General features: G+C 70.9%; 15 protein-coding genes. 7 read left to right on the top strand and 8 right to left on the bottom strand.

Translation table 11 applies throughout. From position 1 onward, the window contains the following. Positions 1-17 precede the first annotated feature (17 nt). The 3 genes from ACQPZX_RS30750 to ACQPZX_RS30740 all read right to left on the bottom strand — a co-directional run bounded on the left by ACQPZX_RS30750 (position 18) and on the right by ACQPZX_RS30740 (position 3,227). Positions 18-1,676 carry an MDR family MFS transporter gene (locus ACQPZX_RS30750; protein ID WP_433362681.1) on the bottom strand — a complete coding sequence of 553 codons (1,659 nt, stop codon included), beginning with the start codon at positions 1,674-1,676 and terminating at the stop codon, positions 18-20. Next, the gene (locus tag ACQPZX_RS30745; protein WP_433362678.1) at positions 1,673-2,143 is read right to left on the bottom strand and encodes a MarR family winged helix-turn-helix transcriptional regulator; all 471 of its coding nucleotides are present in this window, start codon (positions 2,141-2,143) and stop codon (positions 1,673-1,675) included. Before ACQPZX_RS30745 ends, ACQPZX_RS30750 begins: the two co-directional genes overlap by 4 nt. Before the next feature lie 76 nt (positions 2,144-2,219). Continuing rightward, entirely contained in the window at positions 2,220-3,227 is a 1,008-nt protein-coding gene (locus tag ACQPZX_RS30740; RefSeq protein WP_433362675.1) for a lysylphosphatidylglycerol synthase transmembrane domain-containing protein, read from the bottom strand. A gap of 143 nt (positions 3,228-3,370) precedes the next feature. Here ACQPZX_RS30740 and ACQPZX_RS30735 point away from each other — a divergent pair, with 143 nt between their 5' ends. The 3 genes from ACQPZX_RS30735 to ACQPZX_RS30725 all read left to right on the top strand — a co-directional run bounded on the left by ACQPZX_RS30735 (position 3,371) and on the right by ACQPZX_RS30725 (position 6,130). Beyond that, positions 3,371-4,660 carry an MFS transporter gene (locus tag ACQPZX_RS30735; RefSeq protein ID WP_433362672.1) on the top strand — a complete coding sequence of 430 codons (1,290 nt, stop codon included), beginning with the start codon at positions 3,371-3,373 and terminating at the stop codon, positions 4,658-4,660. Positions 4,661-4,669: 9 nt separating this feature from the next. Beyond that, positions 4,670-5,584 carry an NAD(+)/NADH kinase gene (locus ACQPZX_RS30730; RefSeq protein ID WP_433362669.1) on the top strand — a complete coding sequence of 305 codons (915 nt, stop codon included), beginning with the start codon at positions 4,670-4,672 and terminating at the stop codon, positions 5,582-5,584. A gap of 72 nt (positions 5,585-5,656) precedes the next feature. After that, on the top strand, positions 5,657-6,130 hold the full coding sequence (locus ACQPZX_RS30725) for a universal stress protein (RefSeq protein WP_433362666.1): 474 nt from the start codon (positions 5,657-5,659) through the stop codon (positions 6,128-6,130). Positions 6,131-6,417: 287 nt separating this feature from the next. Here ACQPZX_RS30725 and ACQPZX_RS30720 read toward each other — a convergent pair whose 3' ends face one another. Both ACQPZX_RS30720 and ACQPZX_RS30715 read right to left on the bottom strand, forming a co-directional pair. Further along, positions 6,418-6,633, bottom strand: coding sequence for a hypothetical protein (locus tag ACQPZX_RS30720; protein ID WP_433362663.1), 216 nt, complete (start codon positions 6,631-6,633; stop codon positions 6,418-6,420). Further along, positions 6,620-7,264, bottom strand: coding sequence for a DsbA family oxidoreductase (locus ACQPZX_RS30715; RefSeq protein WP_433362661.1), 645 nt, complete (start codon positions 7,262-7,264; stop codon positions 6,620-6,622). The genes ACQPZX_RS30720 and ACQPZX_RS30715 overlap by 14 nt, the downstream gene beginning before the upstream one ends. A gap of 85 nt (positions 7,265-7,349) precedes the next feature. Between ACQPZX_RS30715 and ACQPZX_RS30710 the strand changes: the two genes are divergently transcribed. Continuing rightward, positions 7,350-7,916 (top strand): TetR/AcrR family transcriptional regulator, encoded by a 567-nt coding sequence (locus ACQPZX_RS30710; RefSeq protein WP_433362658.1) that lies wholly within the window; start codon positions 7,350-7,352, stop codon positions 7,914-7,916. A gap of 64 nt (positions 7,917-7,980) precedes the next feature. Here ACQPZX_RS30710 and ACQPZX_RS30705 read toward each other — a convergent pair whose 3' ends face one another. Next, positions 7,981-10,359: a CaiB/BaiF CoA transferase family protein gene (locus ACQPZX_RS30705; protein ID WP_433362655.1), complete on the bottom strand. Its 2,379-nt coding sequence runs from the start codon at positions 10,357-10,359 to the stop codon at positions 7,981-7,983. Positions 10,360-10,516: 157 nt separating this feature from the next. On the opposite strand from ACQPZX_RS30705, the gene ACQPZX_RS30700 reads away from it, so the two are divergent. After that, a complete protein-coding gene (locus tag ACQPZX_RS30700; protein ID WP_433362652.1) occupies positions 10,517-11,431 on the top strand; it encodes a LysR family transcriptional regulator in 915 nt (304 codons plus the stop codon). Between the two features lie 93 nt (positions 11,432-11,524). On the opposite strand, the gene ACQPZX_RS30695 is transcribed toward ACQPZX_RS30700, so the two are convergent. Together ACQPZX_RS30695 and ACQPZX_RS30690 are read right to left on the bottom strand one after the other, a co-directional pair. Beyond that, the gene (locus ACQPZX_RS30695) at positions 11,525-12,559 is read right to left on the bottom strand and encodes an MBL fold metallo-hydrolase (RefSeq protein ID WP_433362649.1); all 1,035 of its coding nucleotides are present in this window, start codon (positions 12,557-12,559) and stop codon (positions 11,525-11,527) included. Beyond that, positions 12,556-13,293, bottom strand: a complete 738-nt coding sequence (locus ACQPZX_RS30690; protein WP_433362646.1) for a TetR/AcrR family transcriptional regulator C-terminal ligand-binding domain-containing protein — start codon at positions 13,291-13,293, stop codon at positions 12,556-12,558. The genes ACQPZX_RS30695 and ACQPZX_RS30690 overlap by 4 nt, the downstream gene beginning before the upstream one ends. A gap of 94 nt (positions 13,294-13,387) precedes the next feature. On the opposite strand from ACQPZX_RS30690, the gene ACQPZX_RS30685 reads away from it, so the two are divergent. Then, positions 13,388-15,355: an acyl-CoA dehydrogenase family protein gene (locus ACQPZX_RS30685; protein WP_433362643.1), complete on the top strand. Its 1,968-nt coding sequence runs from the start codon at positions 13,388-13,390 to the stop codon at positions 15,353-15,355. Between the two features lie 54 nt (positions 15,356-15,409). Further along, positions 15,410-17,920: an acetyl-CoA acetyltransferase gene (locus ACQPZX_RS30680; protein ID WP_433362640.1), complete on the top strand. Its 2,511-nt coding sequence runs from the start codon at positions 15,410-15,412 to the stop codon at positions 17,918-17,920. Position 17,921 lies beyond the last annotated feature (1 nt).

The following is a 17,921-nucleotide window of genomic DNA, read 5'->3' as shown; positions in this document are numbered from 1 at the left end:
GGGAATGGAGACTTTCCTTACCCCCGCACCTGGTCGATGGGCCCCCGCACCTGGTCGATGGGCCCCCGCACCTGGTCGATGGCCGGCGCCCCATCCACCGCGTCGGCCGCGACCGCCGCCGCCTTGAGCTCGGCCGGCAGGTCGAGGCTGTCACGCAGGGTGACCGGCCGCAACGCCAGCGCCGCGATCACGCCGACGACCGCGATGATCGCCGAGATCAGGAAGATGTGCCCGGTCGCGTCGCCGTAGGCGGCCCGGATGATGTGCACGATCGGTTCCGGCAGCGCGGTCAGGTTCAGCGAGCTACCGCCGCCCGAGCCCGAAGCCGGGATCCCCGCGGCCGTCAGCCCTTCGGTGACCTGGTCGGCGACCCGGCGGGCGAGCACCGCCCCGAGCACCGAGACCCCGATCGTGCCGCCGAGCGAGCGGAAGAACGCCACCGTCGACGAGGCCGCGCCGATGTCCTTGAGGGCGACCGAGTTCTGCACGGCGAGCACGAGGTTCTGCATCGACATGCCGACGCCCGCGCCGACCAGGAACATGCCCACGCCGACGTACCAGAGCGGTGTGTCGTGGTCGATCACGCTGAGCACGGCGAAGCCGGCGACCAGCACGATCGTGCCGGTGATGATGTACGGCTTGATCTTGCCGCTCGTGGTGATCATGCGACCGGCGACGATCGAGGTGAGCAGCACGCCGACCATGAGCGGGATGGTGAGCAGGCCCGCCTCGGTGGGGGAGTAGCCGCGCCCGATCTGGAAGTACTGACCGAGGAAGACCGCGCCGCCGAACATCGCCATGCCGACCGCCAGACTCGCGAAAATTGCGAGCGCGGTGTTTCGCTCACGCAGGATGGGCAGCGGCACGATCGGCTCGGCCGCCCGCGATTCCACCCAGACGGCCAAAGCCAGCAAGATCAAAGACCCGAGGACCATCGTGTACGTCTGCCAGGAGAGCCACGCGAACGAGCTGTCCACGAACGAGATCCAGACCAGCAGCAGGCTGACTCCGGCGGCGATCAGCGAGGCGCCCAGGTAGTCGATCTTGACGTTGTCCCGGCGGAGGGTCGGCAGGTGCAGGGTGGCCTGCAGCAGCACCAGGGCGATGATGGCGACCGGCACGCCGATGTAGAAGCACCAGCGCCAGCCGAGCCACGAGGTGTCGACGATCAGGCCGCCCAGCAGCGGGCCGCCCACGGTCGCGACGGCCATCACGCCGCCGAGGTATCCGTTGTAGCGGCCGCGCTCGCGGGGCGGGATCATCGCGGCGATCGCGACCTGCACCAGGGCCTGGAGGCCACCGACGCCGATGCCCTGGAAGGCGCGGGCGGCGATCAGCTCGCCGGCGTTCTGCGACAGGCCGGCGACCAGCGAGCCGACCACGTAGATCACGATCGAGATCTGGATCAGCAGCTTCTTGTTGAACAGGTCGGCGAGCTTGCCCCAGATCGGCGTGGTCGCCGTGGCGGCCAGCAGGGTGGCGGTGACCACCCAGGTGTACTGGGTCTGCGACCCGTTCAGCGCACCGATGATCTTCGGCAGCGCGGTCGAGACGACGGTGCTCGACAGCATCGCGACGAAGAGCACGAGCAGCAGGCCGCTGAGCGCCTCGAGCGTCTGCCGATGGCTCATCGGCTCCGAGCCCGCGGTCTCCGCGGTGGTGGTGGGTGCGCTCATCGCGCGACCTCCAGGTTTCCGGTCTTGGTGAATGAAGTTGTGGTGAGTGCGTTGTCCATGGCTTCGGTGAACCGGCCGAGCTGCCGGTCGAAGGCCGCGACCTCGTCCGGCGTCCAGTCGGCGAGCGCGTCGGCGACCAGTCGCTGGTACCAGTCGAGGGCGTCGCCGAGGGCGGCCCGGCCGGCCGGGGTGACGGCGAGGACGGTCGCCCGCCCGTCGTGCGGGTCCGGCTCGCGCGCGACCAGCCCGCTCGCGACGAGGGCGGCCACGGCCCGGCTGACCGTGGACGGGTCGAGGGCGGCGTGGGCGGCGAGCTCGCGGGCGTGCGCCCCGGTCCCGAGCCGGTCGATCAGGCCGAGCATCCCGAGAGCGCCGCTGGGCACCGCGGTCCGCTCCTCCGAGCGGCGCTGCTTGGTCAGGCGGATCACCCGCAGAAGGTCGTTGAGTCGTGCGCCGATGCCGTCCACCGCGGATGCCTTCCCTGAGCGATCGATGGGTGCCGAAACCAAGTATCCTCTGATCTTTCTCAGTGCGCAAGTTTGCTCACCGAGAAGGCGCTGGCTCCATGAGGGCGGCGGGCTGTGCGATGCGGCTCGGTGAGCGCAGGCCGAGCCAGGAGAGCCAGCCGATGCCGAGGATGAAGCCGAGGGTGATCACCCGGTAGAGCACGACGACGGCGACCGCGGCGGGGGCGGCCACGCCGCCGGCCATCAGGCCGAGGATCAGGGCGCTGTCGATGATGCCGAGGCCGCCCGGGACGATCGTGATGGTTCCGGCGGCCATCCCGGCGCAGAAGGCGAGCAGCACCACGGTCAGGTCGGCCGGGGTCTCGCCGACGGCGCGAAAACACAGCCAGAAACAAACGGCGTCAAGAAACCAATTGAGTACGGCCAGAGCACTCGCCATGACGCCGTGGGCCGGGGAAAGTTTCGCGGCCTGCAGTTGCTGGACGAAGCCGCGGATGCGGTCCTCTCCGTCGGTGGCGGGCCGGCGGCGTAGGCGATTGAGCGCGGCAAGCGGCGAGCGAAACATTTCCGGGTGACGGGCAGCGTGCCGTACGCCGAAAATCAAAGCGATGGCGGCGATCGTCAGCCAGACGAGGTGCTGCCAGTCGGTGTTTCCGCCCGCCGCCAGGGCGCTGGCCAGGGTGAGGGCGCCTAGCGCGCAGGAGGAGAGGATGCCGCTGAGCGCGATGGCCCACGAGGCGATCGCCGGGCTGGCGCCGAAGCGACGCATCTGCTGGTAGTTGAAGCGGATGGAGAACGCCGCGCCGCCGGGCAAGGTTTCGTTGAGCGAGTGCGCCGCGTACGCCAGCCGTAGGTGGTCCACGAGCGGGGCGCGCACGCCGGCCGAGCGCAGCAGGTGACTCTGCATCCGCCCGTACGCGTTCATCGCGACCAGCTCGGCCACGACGGCCAGGGCGAGCCATCCCACGTGCGGCGTGCGCAGCTGGCGCAGGGCATCGGCCAGCGACGACCAGCCCAGCACCAGCTCGGCGCCGAGAACGATCACCACGGCGCCGACCGCTACGGCGCGAAATTTTCCCCGCACACCAGAAAGCCTCGGTCAAACTTTCGCAACGCGCAAGTTTTCTCTTTGAGAAAGCAATCACAGGTGTGATCCAGAACTCTCTCTCTATAGCTGCATTATGCAGCTAACATGGAGCTGCTCAATCTTTCCGTGGAGGTGAACCGGTGAGCGCAGCTGCCGGAAATACGATCTTCAAACAGCCCAAGGCCGTGTACGCGGTGGCGTTCGCGTGTGTCGTCAGCTTCATGGGCATCGGCCTGGTCGACCCGATCCTGCCGGCCCTGTCCAAGCAGTTGGACGCGACACCGAGCCAGGTCAGCCTGCTGTTCACCAGCTACCTGCTGGTCACCGCGGTCGCCATGCTGTTCACCGGCTGGGTCTCGAGCCGCATCGGCGCCAAGAAGACGCTGATCACCGGCCTCGCGCTGATCGTCGTGTTCGCGGCGCTGGCCGGCCTGTCCGGCTCGATCAACGGCATCGTCGGCTTCCGGGCCGGCTGGGGCCTGGGCAACGCGCTGTTCATCGCCACGTCCCTCGCGGTCATCGTGGCCTCGGCGTCCGGCGGTTTCGCGGGCGCGATCATCATGTACGAGGCGGCGCTCGGCCTCGGCATCGCGGCCGGCCCGCTGCTCGGCGGCCTGCTCGGCGACATCAGCTGGCGCGGCCCGTTCTTCGGCGTCGCGGTGCTGATGGCGATCGCCTTGCTCGCCACCGCCACGCTGCTCGACAAGACCCCCAAGCCCGCGCAGAAGACCCCGCTGCTGGCGCCGATCAAGGCGCTGCGCCACCGCAGCCTGCTCACCATGGGCATCACCGCGCTGCTGTACAACTGGGGCTTCTTCACGATGCTCGGCTACGCGCCGTACCCGATGGAGCTCAGCGCGATCCAGCTCGGCTTCGTGTTCTTCGCCTGGGGCCTGCTGCTCGCGTTCTTCTCGATCACCGGCGCGCCCTGGCTGCAGCGCAAGTTCGGCACCGCGCCCTCGCTGTACGGCGCGCTCAGCTCGTTCGCCGTGCTCATCCTGCTGATCGGCGTCTTCACCGACAACCGCTGGGCGGTGATCGTCTGCGTGGTCGCCTCCGGCATCGTGGCCGGCATCAACAACACGCTGACCACCCAGGCCGTCATGCTGGTCTCGCCGGTCGAGCGGCCGGTCGCCTCCGCCGCGTACGGTTTCGTGCGGTTCATCGGCGGTGGCCTCGCCCCCTACGCCGCCGGCAAGATGGTCGACCACTGGAACATCCACGTGCCGTTCGTGGTCGGCGCGGTCGCGGTCCTGCTCGGCGTCGTGGTCCTCGCCACCGGGCACCGCCCGCTGGCGGCCGCGGACGCCGCGATGGCGGCCGGACCACATGGCTCCGGGGAGGCCGACGCGGTGGCCGGTGAGATCGCGGACGAGTTCGGCGGGGCTCCCGACGCCATTGACTTCGAGCACGAGGTCCAGCGCCGCTAGGGTGAGGTCATGGTCAGCTCGGTCGGCCTCGTCCTCCACCCGACCAAGTTGGTCGACACGTCCGTGGACACCGTGCTCGAGTTCGCGCGCCGGCACCCCCTCCGGGTGCTGGCGCGCGACACCGACCGCGACCGGTTGCCGCCCGGCGTTTCCCTGGTCCCGCCGGAAACTTTCGTGTCGGAAGCCGAGGCCCTTATCGCGCTCGGCGGCGACGGCACGATGCTGGGCGCGCTGCGGCTGACGGTCGGGCGTCCGGTGCCGGTGCTCGGGGTCAACCACGGCAACCTCGGCTTCCTCGTCGAGGTCGCGCCCGCGCAACTTTCCGCGGCGCTTTCGCGCCTCGAGGAGGGCGATTTCACCATCGAGCAGCACGCCTGCCTCGACGTCGGGGCTCTGCCCATCCGGTACGGCTTCAACGACTTGGTCCTCGGCCGGGCCGGGCGTGCGGGCGCGATCTCGGTGGACCTGACGGTCAACGGCCTGCGGTACGGGTACTACCGCGGCGACGCCGTGATCGTGTCGACGCCCACCGGGTCGACGGCGTACAACTACGCGGCCGGCGGCCCGGTACTGTCGCCGTCGTCGCAGGCTTTCGTCATCACTCCGGTCGCGCCGATGGCCGGGATCGGGCGTCCCGTGGTGCTGGGGGCGGGCGACCGGGTGACGCTTTCGGTCGCCGCGGACAGCGGGCCGATCGCCGTGGACGTGGACGGGATAGCGACCGGGGAGCTGGCGCACGGCGAGCGCGTGACGGCGTCGCTGCGGGCCAACGCGGCGCAGGTGGTGCGCCTGTCGGCCGACGAGCACGCCAGCCGGGCCCGGATCAAGCTGAGCCTGCTCGACCTGCCGCTGCGGCGCGACCAGCTGGTCGAGCTCATCCCGCCGGAGCTGCGGCGCCCGCACCCGCCGAGCCTCGGTGACTGATCACACAGCCCCTGTTGTTGAACGTCTTCCGTCCGTAATACAGTGGATCGTCGCCTCCGAGTGGAGAAGGCCATGATCGACGACGAGCTGCGGCCGCGGGCCCGGCCCATCCCCGACCGGTGCGCCGACGGCCCCGGCACCATCATCGTGGGCATCGACGGTTCCGAGTCGTCGCTGCACGCCGCGGCGTACGCGGCCGGCATGGCCCGCCGGCAACGTTCCCGCTTGGTCGTCGTCTACGTCCGCAAGCTGGCCGCGCCGGCGCTCCCGCTGGCCGGGGCGGCGGTAGCGGTGATGGACGCGCAGGACGAGATCGAGCGCGAGCTGCGAGCCGCCATGGAGCAGCGCGTCGGCATCCTGGACATCGACGTGGAGCTGGTCGTCCGCACCGGCGAGCCCTACACGGAGCTGATCGAGGTAGCCGACCAGGTCCACGCCGACGCGGTGATCGTCGGCCGCTCGACCAAGCTGCTGCACCGGGTGATGGGTTCCCTGGCCGTCAAGCTGGTCCGCGCCGGCCGCTGGCCGGTCACCGTAGTGCCCTGACCGCCGCTCCGCGCGCCGCTCTGCCACCGCGCGCGGTCCTGCCACCGCGCGCGGCCGGGGCTTGACCCCTGACACCGCGCGCTGCTCTGCCACCGCGCACCGCGCCGCTCTGCCACCGCGCGCTGCCCAGCCGCCGCGCGCCGCGCCGCTTTGCCGCCGCGCGCCGCTTTGCGGCCGCGCGCCGTTGTCCTGTCGCGCTGCCTTCCGCCGTGCGTTGCTTCCCGCCGGGATCTTGATGAGTTCAGGCGGGCGGCGAACGGCAATTCTTCAGGGCAGCGCCAATGGGCTCAGACGAGCGCCGGCCCGGCGTCCTCGGTCTCGCTCGCCTTCGCCTCGGCCGGGTGCGTGTCCGCTGAGGGCGCCTTCGCTGAGGTCGGCTCGGCTGACGTCGCCTCGACCGAGCCAGGGTCGTCGGGCGGCGCGCAGAAGCCGGTCTCGGGATCGCAGTAGCCTCCGCCCTCGACCACGATCAGCTGGAGCGGCGGAGCGTCATCCTTCGGCATCGACCTGCCCCCACGCCTGCTTGATCGCGGCGGCGTACTGCTTCGTCGCGACCGCGCCCGGAATCCCGAGCCGCCCGCCCAGCACGGTGAACGGCACACCCCGCGCGCCCAGGTTGATGGCCTCGTTGTGGTCGGCGCGCACCGCGTCCGCGAAACGATCGCCGGCAAGAACGTCGCGAATTTCGTCGGCCGGGATGCCGAGTTGCTCGCCAAGTTTCGTGAGCGTGCCGTGCTCGTACGCGTCGAAGTTTCCGCCGAAGACCTCGGCCTGCATCGCCCGCAGGTAGTCCCAGCCCACGCCGTGCTCGTTGCCCAGTTGCACCAGGCGCAGCATGTCGAACGTGCTCGCGGCCGGACGGTCGAGCTCGTAGGCAAGCCCGTCCTCGGCGGCCATCCGCGCCATGCCCTCCTCCATCGAGCGGGCCTGCGCCGCGGACATGCCCATCTTCTTCGACAGGTAGTCGAGCAGCGGCGTGACGGTCGTGGACGACCCCGGATCGAGCTGGAACGTGTGGATCTTCAGCTCGATCTCGCTCGCGTGCGGCGACTGCGCGACGGCCTTGCTCAGGCGCTCCTCGCCGAGGTAGCACCACGGGCAGAGAACGTCCGCCCAGACGTCGATGGTGAGCATGCGGCCGCCTTCCAGTAAATTTGAGTACCGCTCAAGAAAAGTTAGCACTAACTTGAGCACGTGCTCAACATCAGGCGGGAGGGGCATGACGGCCACGAGAGCGCCACGGCGCGACGCGCGCGACAACGCCGCCAAGCTGCGCGCGGCCGCCCTGGAGCAGTTCTTGGCGAAGGGCTTGGACGCGTCGCTCTACGAGATCGCGCGCGCCGCCGGGGTGAGTATCGGCACGCTCTACAACCACTTCGGCTGCCGCGAGGGCCTCATCGACGCGGTCGTCCCCGACGTGGTCGGCGCCCGCCTGCGCGACCTGGCCACCGAGGTGAACGCGCTGCCCACCCCGCGCGATCGCCTGGAAACTTTCGTCCACGGCATGATCGAGCTCCAGAGCGGCGACCCGGCCCTCAACGACGCGCTGCTGCGACGTTTCCCGGACGCGGTGGCGCTCCACGACATCTGCGCCGTCTCGACCGAGCTGGGCCGCTCCCTGGTCCGCGACGCGCACGCGGATGGTTCGCTGTCGCCCGACTTCACCGAGGACGACCTGCTCAGCCTTCTCTGGCTGGCCGGCACCGCCAGCCGCGACCCCGAAGTCCCGCCCGGCTGGCGCCGCGTGGTCGACCGCTCCCTCGCCTCGGCCTGGCTCGTCACCTGAGAAAGTCGCGGCGCCGCCTCGGCACGGACCGTGCTCGCGCCGGCCCGGCGCGAAACGTTTCGTGTCAGACCCGTTCCATGTCGGCGTGCTGCTCGATCACGCCCGCGGCGATGAGTCCGTCGATCTCCGCGGCCGTCATCCCGAGCACGCGCGCGAGAATGTCGCGCGAATGTTCGCCGGGCAGAGGTGCCGGCCCCAGCTCCGGGTCCGCCACGTTCTGAAACACAGCCGGCGCGTTCTCGGTGGGCATCGCCTGGGCAATCCGCGGATGGTGCATCGTCCGGAAGAACCCACGCTCCGCCAGATGCGGGTCGTTCAGCAGCTCCGGCACCCGCTGCATCATCGCCGCGGGCACGCCGGCCTCCTGCAACTCGGCCATGGCGCGGCGCGGCGACCGCGCCGCCGTCCACGCCGAAACCAGGGCATCGATCTCCTCACGCCGGGCGATCCGCTCACGCGCCGTCGGCAAGTGAAGATCGGTTTCCAGTACGGCACTGAGCCGTCCCCAATCCTCGTCCCCGCGAACGGTCACCACACACCACTCGTCGTCCCCGGCGCACGGATAGAGCCCCCGCGGAGCGTCGCCGTCCTCGTCGCGCGGGCGGTGCCCTCGCGGAGCATCGCTCGGTGGCGCGCCGGCGAGTGAGCCCGGACGGACCGATTCGAGTGCCAGCTGGTGTGGCAGCTGGCCCAGGATCACCTCGGCCTGGGCGACGCTGACCGTGCCGCCGCGGCCGGTGTGGCGGCGGGCGACAAGTTTCGCCAGGATCGCGACCGCCTCGAACCTCGCGGCGATGTGGTCGGGATAGATCGTGGACGCGTCGCTGAAGCCGTTCTCGTCGTCCCGGTAGCGCCACAGCCCGCTGAGCCCGGTCGAGGCGCGCACCAGCGGCCCGTACCCGAGCCGCCGGCTCCACGGCCCGGTCGGCCCGAACGCGCTGGAATCGGCGACGACGATGCCCGGGTTGATGGCGGCCAGCTCCTCGTACCCGAGTCCGAGGGACTCCATGGTGCCCGGCTTGAAGTTGGAGACCACCACATCGGACTCGGCGACGAGCCGCTTGAAGAGCGCGATCCCCTCGGGCGAACGGAGATTCAGTCCGAGCCCGAGCTTGTTGCGGTGCCCATAGGCGAAGGTCGGGCTGATCGCGGAGCCGTCGAAAGTTTGCCGGCTGCCGTCCGGGAACGCCTTGTTCTCGACCTTGATGACCTCGGCGCCCATGTCGGCGAAGAGCCGGCCGAGCTCCGCGCCGACCACGATCACGCCGAGGTCGAGCACGCGCAGCCCGGCCAGAGGTCGCATCCTGTCCGGCCCGGCCGCGGCGGAGGTGGCCGAGGGCGTTGCGGCGGCGGGCGAGGAGGCGGCCGTCAGCGAGTCGAGCACCGCCGCGGTGTCCTGGCCATGCGCCGGAGCTGCGGTGCGGATCCCGGCGCGGCGGCCGTCCACCTCGAGGTAGCCGTTGGGCATGAGCACGCCGTCCACCTCGGCGAACGCCTGCCGCTCGGTGAACTGCGACGCGTGCAGGACCTCGGTGGGGGAGAGGAGAGCGGCGGTCGGGACGCCGTGCTGCTGGCCCTCGGCGACGATCTGGTCGCGGGTGCGGTCGGCGAACAAACGCCCGATCGCCGGGTAGATCTTTCCGGCGGCGGCGAAACGTTTACCGAGATTCGCCAGGGCGGGGTCGGCGAACTCGTCCGGCGAGCCGAGCCAAGTGAACATCCCCTGCCATTGACGCGGGGCGAGAACGCAGATTCGCACCCAGCCGTCGGCGCAGCGGAAGATCGGGTAGAGGTGGCGGGCGTCGGGGCGCCCGCGCGGACCGTTCGCTGCCGGCACCCCGCCGGTGGCGCTACCGCCGATCCCGAAGCCGGGGTCGAGCACCTGGGCGGTCGCCTCGTAGACCGACACGTCGACCAGGTCGCCGGTCCCGCCGAAGTAGGCGACCAGCGCGGCCCACGCCGCCTGGGCGCACGCCGACTCGTACGCCATGGACCCGGGCGGCAGCAGCGGCTCCCGTCCCGGAAGACCCGAACGCGAGAGCACGCCGCCGAGCGCCAGGTGCGTCCACTCGGTGGCCTGCCAATCCCGGTACGGCCCGCTGAGTCCGTAGTCGGTGATCGCCACGACGACCAGGCCGGGTTTTCGCGAGCGGAGCGCAAGTAAATCGTCGTTGGCGTTGGTCACGAGGATGTCCGCGGTGTCGATCAGGCGCAGGAAGTCCTCTTCGTCGACGACGACCGCGCGCTTGTTGGCGTTGTGCGTGGCGTAGTAGAGGCTCACGCCGTCGACCACCGGCTCCCGTCGCCGGGACGGGGCGCCCGACGCCGGCTCGACCCGGATCACATCGGCGCCCAGGTCGGCCAGCAGCCGTGAGGTCGTCTCGCCGATCCCGTCGGTGCGATCGATGACCCGGACCCCGGTCAGCGGCAGGTTTTCGTGCATGGCGGCCTCCAAGCGACGTGCGGTGCGCTAGGTCACAGCGTCGCCGTGCGGCTGGGAGTTCGTAAATAACTGTTTCGCGCACGTTACGTGCCGCCACCGGCAACGTGTCATTTCAATTCCTTGCCGGTCACCGTTCAGTAACGTCAGACTGGGCGTCATGGACATCCAGCAGCTGCGCTGTTTCCTCGCGGTCGCCGAGGAGCTGCACTTCGGCCGCGCGGCCGAGCGGCTGCACATGACCGCCTCGCCGGTCAGCCGCATCGTCAAGGATCTCGAGCGTGAGCTGGGCGCCGAGCTCTTCGTCCGCGGCTACCACCAGATCGAGCTGACCCCCGCCGGCGTCGAGCTGGCGCGCCGCGTGCCGCCATTGCTGGCCGAGTTCGATCGCCTGCGCAGCGAGATCCAGCTGGTCGCGGCGGGCGAGAGCCGGGTGGTCCGCCTGGGCGGTTCCCATCTTTCGCCGCCCGGCGTCCTGGACGCGGTCGTGGAGTGCGCCGAGAAGGGCAACCCGGGCCGCCGCGTCGACGTGGCGCTGGCGCCCTCCTCCGACCTGCTGCCCGCGCTGAGCCGCGGCGAGCTCGACGCCGCCGTCGTGCACCTGCCGATCGACGACCCGGCGATGGAGGCGCTGCCGCTGGCGTCCTACCGCTTCTTCGTAGCCATGCGCCGCGACGACCCGTTGGCCGACTACGACGAGCTGTCCCTGGCCGACCTGGCCGAGCGGACCGTCGTCACGTTCCCGCTCACCCTCCAGCCGCTGGCCATGCAGCAGTTGCGTGACGACCTGGTGAGCCGCGGCCTGCGACATTTCCGCCTGCTGGCCGGCGCTGACTCCGCGATGCTCGCCGGCCACGTGCGCCGCACCGGCGACCTAACCTTCACGCTGCACCCCGACACCGGCGGCTCGTCGCGCATTTTCGACGATCCCGCGTTCACCATCGTGCCGCTGACCGACGGCCCGGCCTTCCGCCTGGGCTTGGTCTGGCTGGCCGCCAGAGCCGCCGACCGGGTGGTCGGCGGCCTGGTCGATGCGGTCCGCGAGCGCTGGTCGTCAGGCGTCCTGGAGATCTAGACCCGCCAAACGACGCTCGGTCGCGCTGCGGGCCGCGCCGTGCTGCGAGGGCCGGCCGCGAGGGAGGCACGGCGCGGCGATTGTGCGCGCCGACTAGCTCGCCCGCCAGCGCGCCGGCTCGCCCGCCGCGAGCTGCACGGTGCCGCGAGCGGCCAGGTGGTGCAGATGGGCGAGGGTCTCAGCGAGGGCCATCCGCCGCAGCATTCCCTGCAGCGCGTCCCAGCCCCGCGACCACGTCAGCCCTTCGGCGATCTGCCAAGCGGTCGGGGCGCCGTGGCCGCGGATCACCCGGAGGATCTCGAGACCGCGCTCGTCGTGGTGGTGGATCAGGTCGGCGGCTCGGTCGTCGATGCCGCGGAACCTGTACTCGTGGGCCGGCAACGCCTCGTCGTCGGAGAACTTGGCTACGTGTTCGAGCGAGTCCAAGTAGGCGCTGAGCGGGTCGCCCTCGTCGCGGCTGTGGATGCCGATGTTAGGGCTGATTCGGGGCAGTAGATGGTCGCCGGTCAGCAGGACGCCGGCGGCGGCGTCGTGCAGGCAGAGGTGGCCAGGTGTGTGGCCGGGCGTCCACACCGCGTGCACCTCGTGGCGGGCCAGCGGCAACAGGTCGCCGTCCTCGATGGCGCGGTCCGGTTCGGCCATGCCGAGGACGGTGGACATTTTCGCCGGGTCCACGGTGATTTCAAGAGCGAAACTTTCCGGTACACCATGGCGCAGCAGCCAGGCGCGGTCGGCGGCCGGATCGGCGTCGCGCCAGAGGCGGCCGGGAAGGGTGCTCGCCTCGACGGGGTGCATGCCGATCCATGCGCCGGAACGCTCGCGCACCCACCCGCTCAGGCCGTGGTGGTCGGGGTGCACGTGGGTGGCCACGACCCCGGTGACGTCGGCTACCGAGGCGCCGGCGACGCCCAGGCCGGCGGTCAAGGCCTCGCGGCCCTCGGCGGAGTCCCATCCGGGATCGACCAGCAGGACACCGGGCTCGTCGAGGAACGCGTAGCTCAGCGTGTACCGCAGCGGGCTGCGGGGGATCGGGACCGGGATCGACCAGACGCCGGGACGCACCTGCTCGACCGGCGGGAGGACGCGCCGCTGCCAGGCCACGTGCTGGTCCGTGCCAGTGATGATCATGCGCTCACCGGGTGCAGCAGGAAGTCGACAAGGCTGCGGGCGTAGGAGGCGGTGTCGCTCACGAGTGCGGCCCATTTGTCGGTGGGTGTGGTGATCGCGTGCATCATCGCGCCGCCCACGAGGGTGTCCAGGAGCAAAGTGACCGATGTGGCGGCGGGCAGCTCGCCCCGGTCGATGCCGCGGCGCACGATGGCGCGGGCGGCGCGGGCCTGCGCCGTACGCATGGCCGCGTAGTGCTCGGCCACGCCGGGGATGCTCGCCGCCTCGAGGATCAGGCGCATCGCGGCACGGCGGCACGGGCCGACGTAGAGGTCGAGCATCTGGGTCGCCAGCTCGACCAGGTCGCCGTGCAGGGTGCCGGTGTCGACGTCGCTGACCTTGGGCAGGCCCAGCGTCAGCGCGTCGGTGAGCAGGGCCTCCTTGCTGCTCCACCGCAGGTAGAGCGAGGCCTTGCCGACGCCGGCGCGCTTCGCGACCGCCTCCATGGCGAATCCCGCCCAGCCGGCGTCCCCGAAGACGTCCAGCGCGGCCTGCCCGATCCGCCGATCGACCTCCGGATCCCGCGGTCGCCCGGGCGCTGAGGGATCCCGCGACCGCCCCGGCGCCGACGCCTCCCGGGAGCGGCCGGGCGGCGCCGACGGCTCGTGTGAGAACCCAGGCGCGGACGAGTCCCGAGGCTGCCCGGGGGCTGACGGCTCGCGCGGCCGGTCGGGCGCTGACGACGTGGCGCTCATCGTGGTCATCCTTCGGCTCGCTTATTGCTGAACGGTATCCGTCAGGATACAGTCGGCATAAGTGAACGGGAAGCGTTCAGTATTGGAGACTCTGGTGACACCGGATGAGCTGGAAGCCCTGCGCGAGTCGGTGAGCGGCGTCGCCACCCGGCACTGGGGTAACGCGACCGCGGCGGCCGACGGCAAGCTCGGCGACCTGTGGGCGGCCGGCGCGGGCCAGGGCTGGTTCGACCTCGACGACGACCTCGCCGCGGCCCTGACCGTGACCCGCGCGCTCGGCGCCGTCGCCTGCCCGCTGCCGGTGATGGAAACTCTCGTCGCGCGACGCCTGGGCATCGACGCCGAGAAGGTGCTGGTCACGCGTGTTCTCGAGCACCTCGACGCGGCAACCGAGGCGACGCACGTGCTCGACCTCGGCACCGGCGGGCTGCACGAGATCCTCGACCATGAAGAGCAGCCGGGCCTCGCGATTCCGGCGTGGTCGCGGGTGCGGGTCGGTCCGGCGCAAAGGTCCGTCGACTTGAGCGACGAGCAACGCGACCAGGCAACCGCGCTGCTGCGGCTCGGGCTGGCCACCCGTGCGATGGCCGCCGCGCAACATTCGCACGAGATGGCGATCGAGCACACGAAAACCAGGCGTCAGTTCGGCCGGCCGATCGGCTCGTTCGGGGCGGTTCAGCAGCGGGTCGCGAGCTGCCAGATCGACGTCAGCGCCGCCAACCATCTCCTGGACAAAGCCTCCGACGCGTACGGGTCGGGGCGCGCCGACTGGCCGCTGCAGGCCGAGATCGCCGTCGAGTTCGTCGCGGCCGCCGCCCGCCGCGTGCAACTTGGCGCGCACCACACCCTCGCCGCGATCGGATATTTCGAGGAGCACGAGGCGCCCTGGCTCTTCCGCCGCGTGCACGCCGACCTCACCCGCTTGCACGACCTGCCGCGCGACACCGTCGCCGACGTGCTCGTCGAGGGCGAGACCGGCCTGCCCGCCTTCGACGACGAACCTTTCCGGCACGAGGTGCGCGAGCTCATCGCGACCAGCGACGAGTCCACGATCGCCGGAGACATGGCCGCCCGCGGGTGGTTCGGCATGGGCTGGCCGGTCGCGGCCGGCGGCCGCGACGCCCCGCTGGCCGAGCAGGTCGCGCTGCACGAGGAGATCACGTACGCCCGGGCGCCGGTCACCCTGCAACTCGGCTCGGTGATGCTGCTCGGCGGCTCGATCCTGCGCCACGGCACGCCCGCGCAGAAGGAAACTTTCCTGCCGCTGATCCGGGCCGGACAGCTGCGGTTCTGCCTCGGCTACAGCGAGCCCGAGGCCGGCTCCGACCTGGCCTCCCTCAAGACCCGCGCGGATCGCGACGGCGACGGCTGGGTGGTCAACGGGCAGAAGCTCTGGACCACCGGCGGCCACCAGGCCAGCCACGTCTGGCTGGCCACCCGAACCGACCAGGAGACCACCCCGCCGCACGCCGGCATCACCGTCTTCCTGGTCCCGATGGACACCCCGGGCATCACCGTCCACCAGCACCGCGCGCTGTCCGGCGAGATCTCCTGCACGGTCTTCTACGACGACGTGCGCATCCCCGACAGCTACCGCGTCGGCGAGGTCAACGGTGGCTGGAAGGTCATCACCGACGCCCTCGCCGGCGAGCGGGTGCTTATGGGCGGCATCGCCGCGAGCCTGCTGCGCCAGCTCGACGACCTGCTCATGCTGGTGCGCACCGATCCCGACGCCTATGTGGGCCCGCGCGGGTCGGCCCGGCGCGCGAAGCTCGGCGAGCTGGCCGTCACCCTGCAAGCCAACCGCGCCCTGGTGGCCGCCGCGATCGGCGCCACCGCCGGCGGCCGCGGCGCCCGGCTGGAGGCGCCGATGGCCGGCGTGCTGGGCGGCGAGCTCGCCGAGCAGTTCGGCGAGGCGATGCTCGACATCCTCGGCCCGCGCGCCGCCCTGGCCGGTGATTTCGAGTACGGCCTCCGACTGTCCATCATGTACGTGGTCGGCGGCGGCACCAACGACATCCAACGTGGACTGATCGCCCGTGGTCTGGGCCTTCCCCGGTAGGACGATCGTCGCCGACGGCGAACAGCGCATCACCGAGCTTTCTGGAGCACTCGCATGACACTCAGCCTCGACGACCTCGACCCGCGCACGCCGATCGTGGTGGGTGTCGGGCAGGCCTCCGAACGCCTCGACGACCCCGGCTACCAGCGCCGATCGCCGGTGGACCTGGCCGCCGACGCCGCCCGGGAGGCGCTCGCCGACACCGGCGCCGACCCGGCGAAAGTTTCCGCGGCCATCGACACCGTCGCCGGCACCCGGCAGTTCGAAAACTCGATGCCGATGGCGCGGGCCCCGCTCGGCCGCTCGGACAACTTTCCACGCTCGGTGGCAAACCGAGTGGGCGCCCGGCCCCGGCGCGCGGTGCTGGAGGTCGCGGGTGGGCAGAGCCCGCAGCACCTGGTGAACGAGTTCGCCGCGACGATCGCGGCGGGCGAGGCCTCGGCGGTCCTCATCTTCGGCTCCGAGGCGATCTCCACCATCGAAAGATTCGCGAAAGCCGACGACAAGCCGGACTTCGCCGAGCACGTCGACGGCGACCTGGAGGATCGCGGCTACGGCCTGCGCGGGCTGGTCTCCATGCACCAGGCCTCGCACGGCCTGACCGACGCGCCCAGCCAGTACGCGCTTTTCGACAACGCTCGGCGGGCGCGGCTGAAACTTTCCCGCGACGAGTACGCGGCGGCGATCGGCGCGCTTTTCGCCCCGTTCACCCGCGTGGCCGCCGCTAACCCGCATTCCTCGGCGCCCGTCGAGCGCAGCGCGTCCGAGCTCGTCACGCCCACCGAGGCCAACCGGCCCATCGCCGACCCGTACACCCGCTACGTGGTCGCCCGGGAAAAGGTGAACCAGGGCGCGGCGGTGCTGCTGACCTCGGTCGCCGAGGCGCGACGGCTGGAAATCCCGTACGAGAGATGGGTTTTTGTGGCGGGACACGCCGACCTGCGCGAGCGAAACTTGATGGACCGCGCCGATCTGTCGGCCTCGCCGGCCTCGGTGCTGGCGGCCCGGCACGCCCTCGAAGTGGCCGGCGTCGGCATGGACGAGGTCGCGACGATCGATCTCTACAGCTGTTTCCCGGCGCCGGTATTCAATATCGCGGACGCTTTCGGGCTGGCGGCCGACGACCCGCGCGGGCTGACCCTGACCGGCGGGCTGCCGTTCTTCGGCGGGGCCGGCAACAACTACTCCATGCACGCCATCGCGGAAACTGTCCAGCGCGCGCGGAAAGCGCCGGGCAGTTACGGGTTCGTGGGCGCCAACGGCGGCAGCATGAGCAAGTACTCGGTGGGCGTCTACACGACGACGCCATCGACATGGACGCCCGATCGGAGCGGCGCGCTGCAGGCCGAGATCGACGCGTGGCCCGCCCCGGTGGAGGCCAGGCAGGCGGACGGTTGGGCGACCGTCGAGACGTACACGGTCAAGCACGGCCGCGACGGGAAGCGCACCGGCATCGTGATCGGCCGTCTCGAGGACGACGGACGGCGTTTCGTCGCCCGCACCGACGACCGCGACGCCGCGATCCTCGACCTCCTCACGACCGCCGAGAGAACCGGCGAGAGAACCGGCGAGAGCACCGGCGAGAGAACCGGCGAGAGCACCGGCGAGAGCACCGGCGAGAGAACCGGCGAGAGAACCGGCGAGAGAACCGGCGAGGGTGCCGGCGAGACCGCCGACGAGCCGATCGGCAAGCGGGTCTACGCACGGTCGTTCGGCTTCGGCAACCGGGTCACGGTCTACCCGTCCACGATGGACGAACTTTTCCCGGCCTCGCCGACCGTGTTGCGCGAAAGGTACGAGCACATCCTGGTCAAACGGGACGGCCATCTGCTCGAGGTCACGATCAACCGGCCCGAGGCGCGCAACAGCCTGCACCCGATGGCGAACGACGAGCTCGACCACGCGTTCAACGCGTACTTCGCCGACCCCGACCTGTGGGTCGCGATCCTCACCGGAGCCGGCGACAAGGCGTTCAGCGCCGGCAACGACCTCATCTACTCGGCGAGCGGCAAGCCGATGTGGGTGCCGAAGAACGGTTTCGCGGGCCTCACGAGCCGCCGCAGCATGCCCAAGCCGGTCATCGCCGCGGTCAACGGCTTCGCCATGGGCGGCGGCTGCGAGATCGCGCTCGCATGCCACCTCGTCGTGGCCGACGAGACCGCGAAATTCGCGCTCAGCGAGGTGAAGGTCGGCCTCATCGCCGGCGCCGGGGGAGTGGTGCGGCTGCCGCGCACGGTCCCCGTGAAGCTCGCCAACGAGATGATCCTTACCGGGCGCCGCCTGACCGCCGCGGAAGGCCTCGCCCACGGCCTGGTCAACCGGGTCACCGACGCCGGGAAGGCCCTGGACGGCGCCCATGAGCTGGCCGCCGAGATCCTCGAATCGTCGCCGACGAGCGTTCGGATCTCGCTGCAGGTGATGGAGGAGACCCGTGGCATCCCCGACGTGGTCGACGCGGTCACCCACCACAGCCCCGCCCTCGACGACCTGATGATCAGCGAGGACGCGATGGAGGGGCTGACCGCGTTCGCCCAGAAGCGCAAGCCCCGGTGGCGCAACCGCTGAG

This window comes from Actinoplanes sp. CA-142083 (assembly GCF_050942195.1).
Classification (GTDB): Bacteria; Actinomycetota; Actinomycetes; order Mycobacteriales; family Micromonosporaceae; genus Actinoplanes.
Note: the sequence above shows the minus strand (reverse complement) of the source record. Positions and strands in the feature narration are given on the sequence as shown.

What these genes read in the sequence shown, in the direction of transcription:
- ACQPZX_RS30750 (WP_433362681.1), bottom strand. Translation starts at nt 1,676, where the DNA reads ATGAGCGCACCCACCACCACCGCGGAGACCGCGGGCTCGGAGCCGATG.
- ACQPZX_RS30730 (WP_433362669.1), top strand. Translation starts at nt 4,670, where the DNA reads ATGGTCAGCTCGGTCGGCCTCGTCCTCCACCCGACCAAGTTGGTCGAC.
- ACQPZX_RS30725 (WP_433362666.1), top strand. Translation starts at nt 5,657, where the DNA reads ATGATCGACGACGAGCTGCGGCCGCGGGCCCGGCCCATCCCCGACCGG.
- ACQPZX_RS30720 (WP_433362663.1), bottom strand. Translation starts at nt 6,633, where the DNA reads ATGCCGAAGGATGACGCTCCGCCGCTCCAGCTGATCGTGGTCGAGGGC.
- ACQPZX_RS30715 (WP_433362661.1), bottom strand. Translation starts at nt 7,264, where the DNA reads ATGCTCACCATCGACGTCTGGGCGGACGTTCTCTGCCCGTGGTGCTAC.
- ACQPZX_RS30710 (WP_433362658.1), top strand. Translation starts at nt 7,350, where the DNA reads ATGACGGCCACGAGAGCGCCACGGCGCGACGCGCGCGACAACGCCGCC.
- ACQPZX_RS30705 (WP_433362655.1), bottom strand. Translation starts at nt 10,359, where the DNA reads ATGCACGAAAACCTGCCGCTGACCGGGGTCCGGGTCATCGATCGCACC.
- ACQPZX_RS30700 (WP_433362652.1), top strand. Translation starts at nt 10,517, where the DNA reads ATGGACATCCAGCAGCTGCGCTGTTTCCTCGCGGTCGCCGAGGAGCTG.
- ACQPZX_RS30695 (WP_433362649.1), bottom strand. Translation starts at nt 12,559, where the DNA reads ATGATCATCACTGGCACGGACCAGCACGTGGCCTGGCAGCGGCGCGTC.
- ACQPZX_RS30690 (WP_433362646.1), bottom strand. Translation starts at nt 13,293, where the DNA reads ATGAGCGCCACGTCGTCAGCGCCCGACCGGCCGCGCGAGCCGTCAGCC.
- ACQPZX_RS30680 (WP_433362640.1), top strand. Translation starts at nt 15,410, where the DNA reads ATGACACTCAGCCTCGACGACCTCGACCCGCGCACGCCGATCGTGGTG.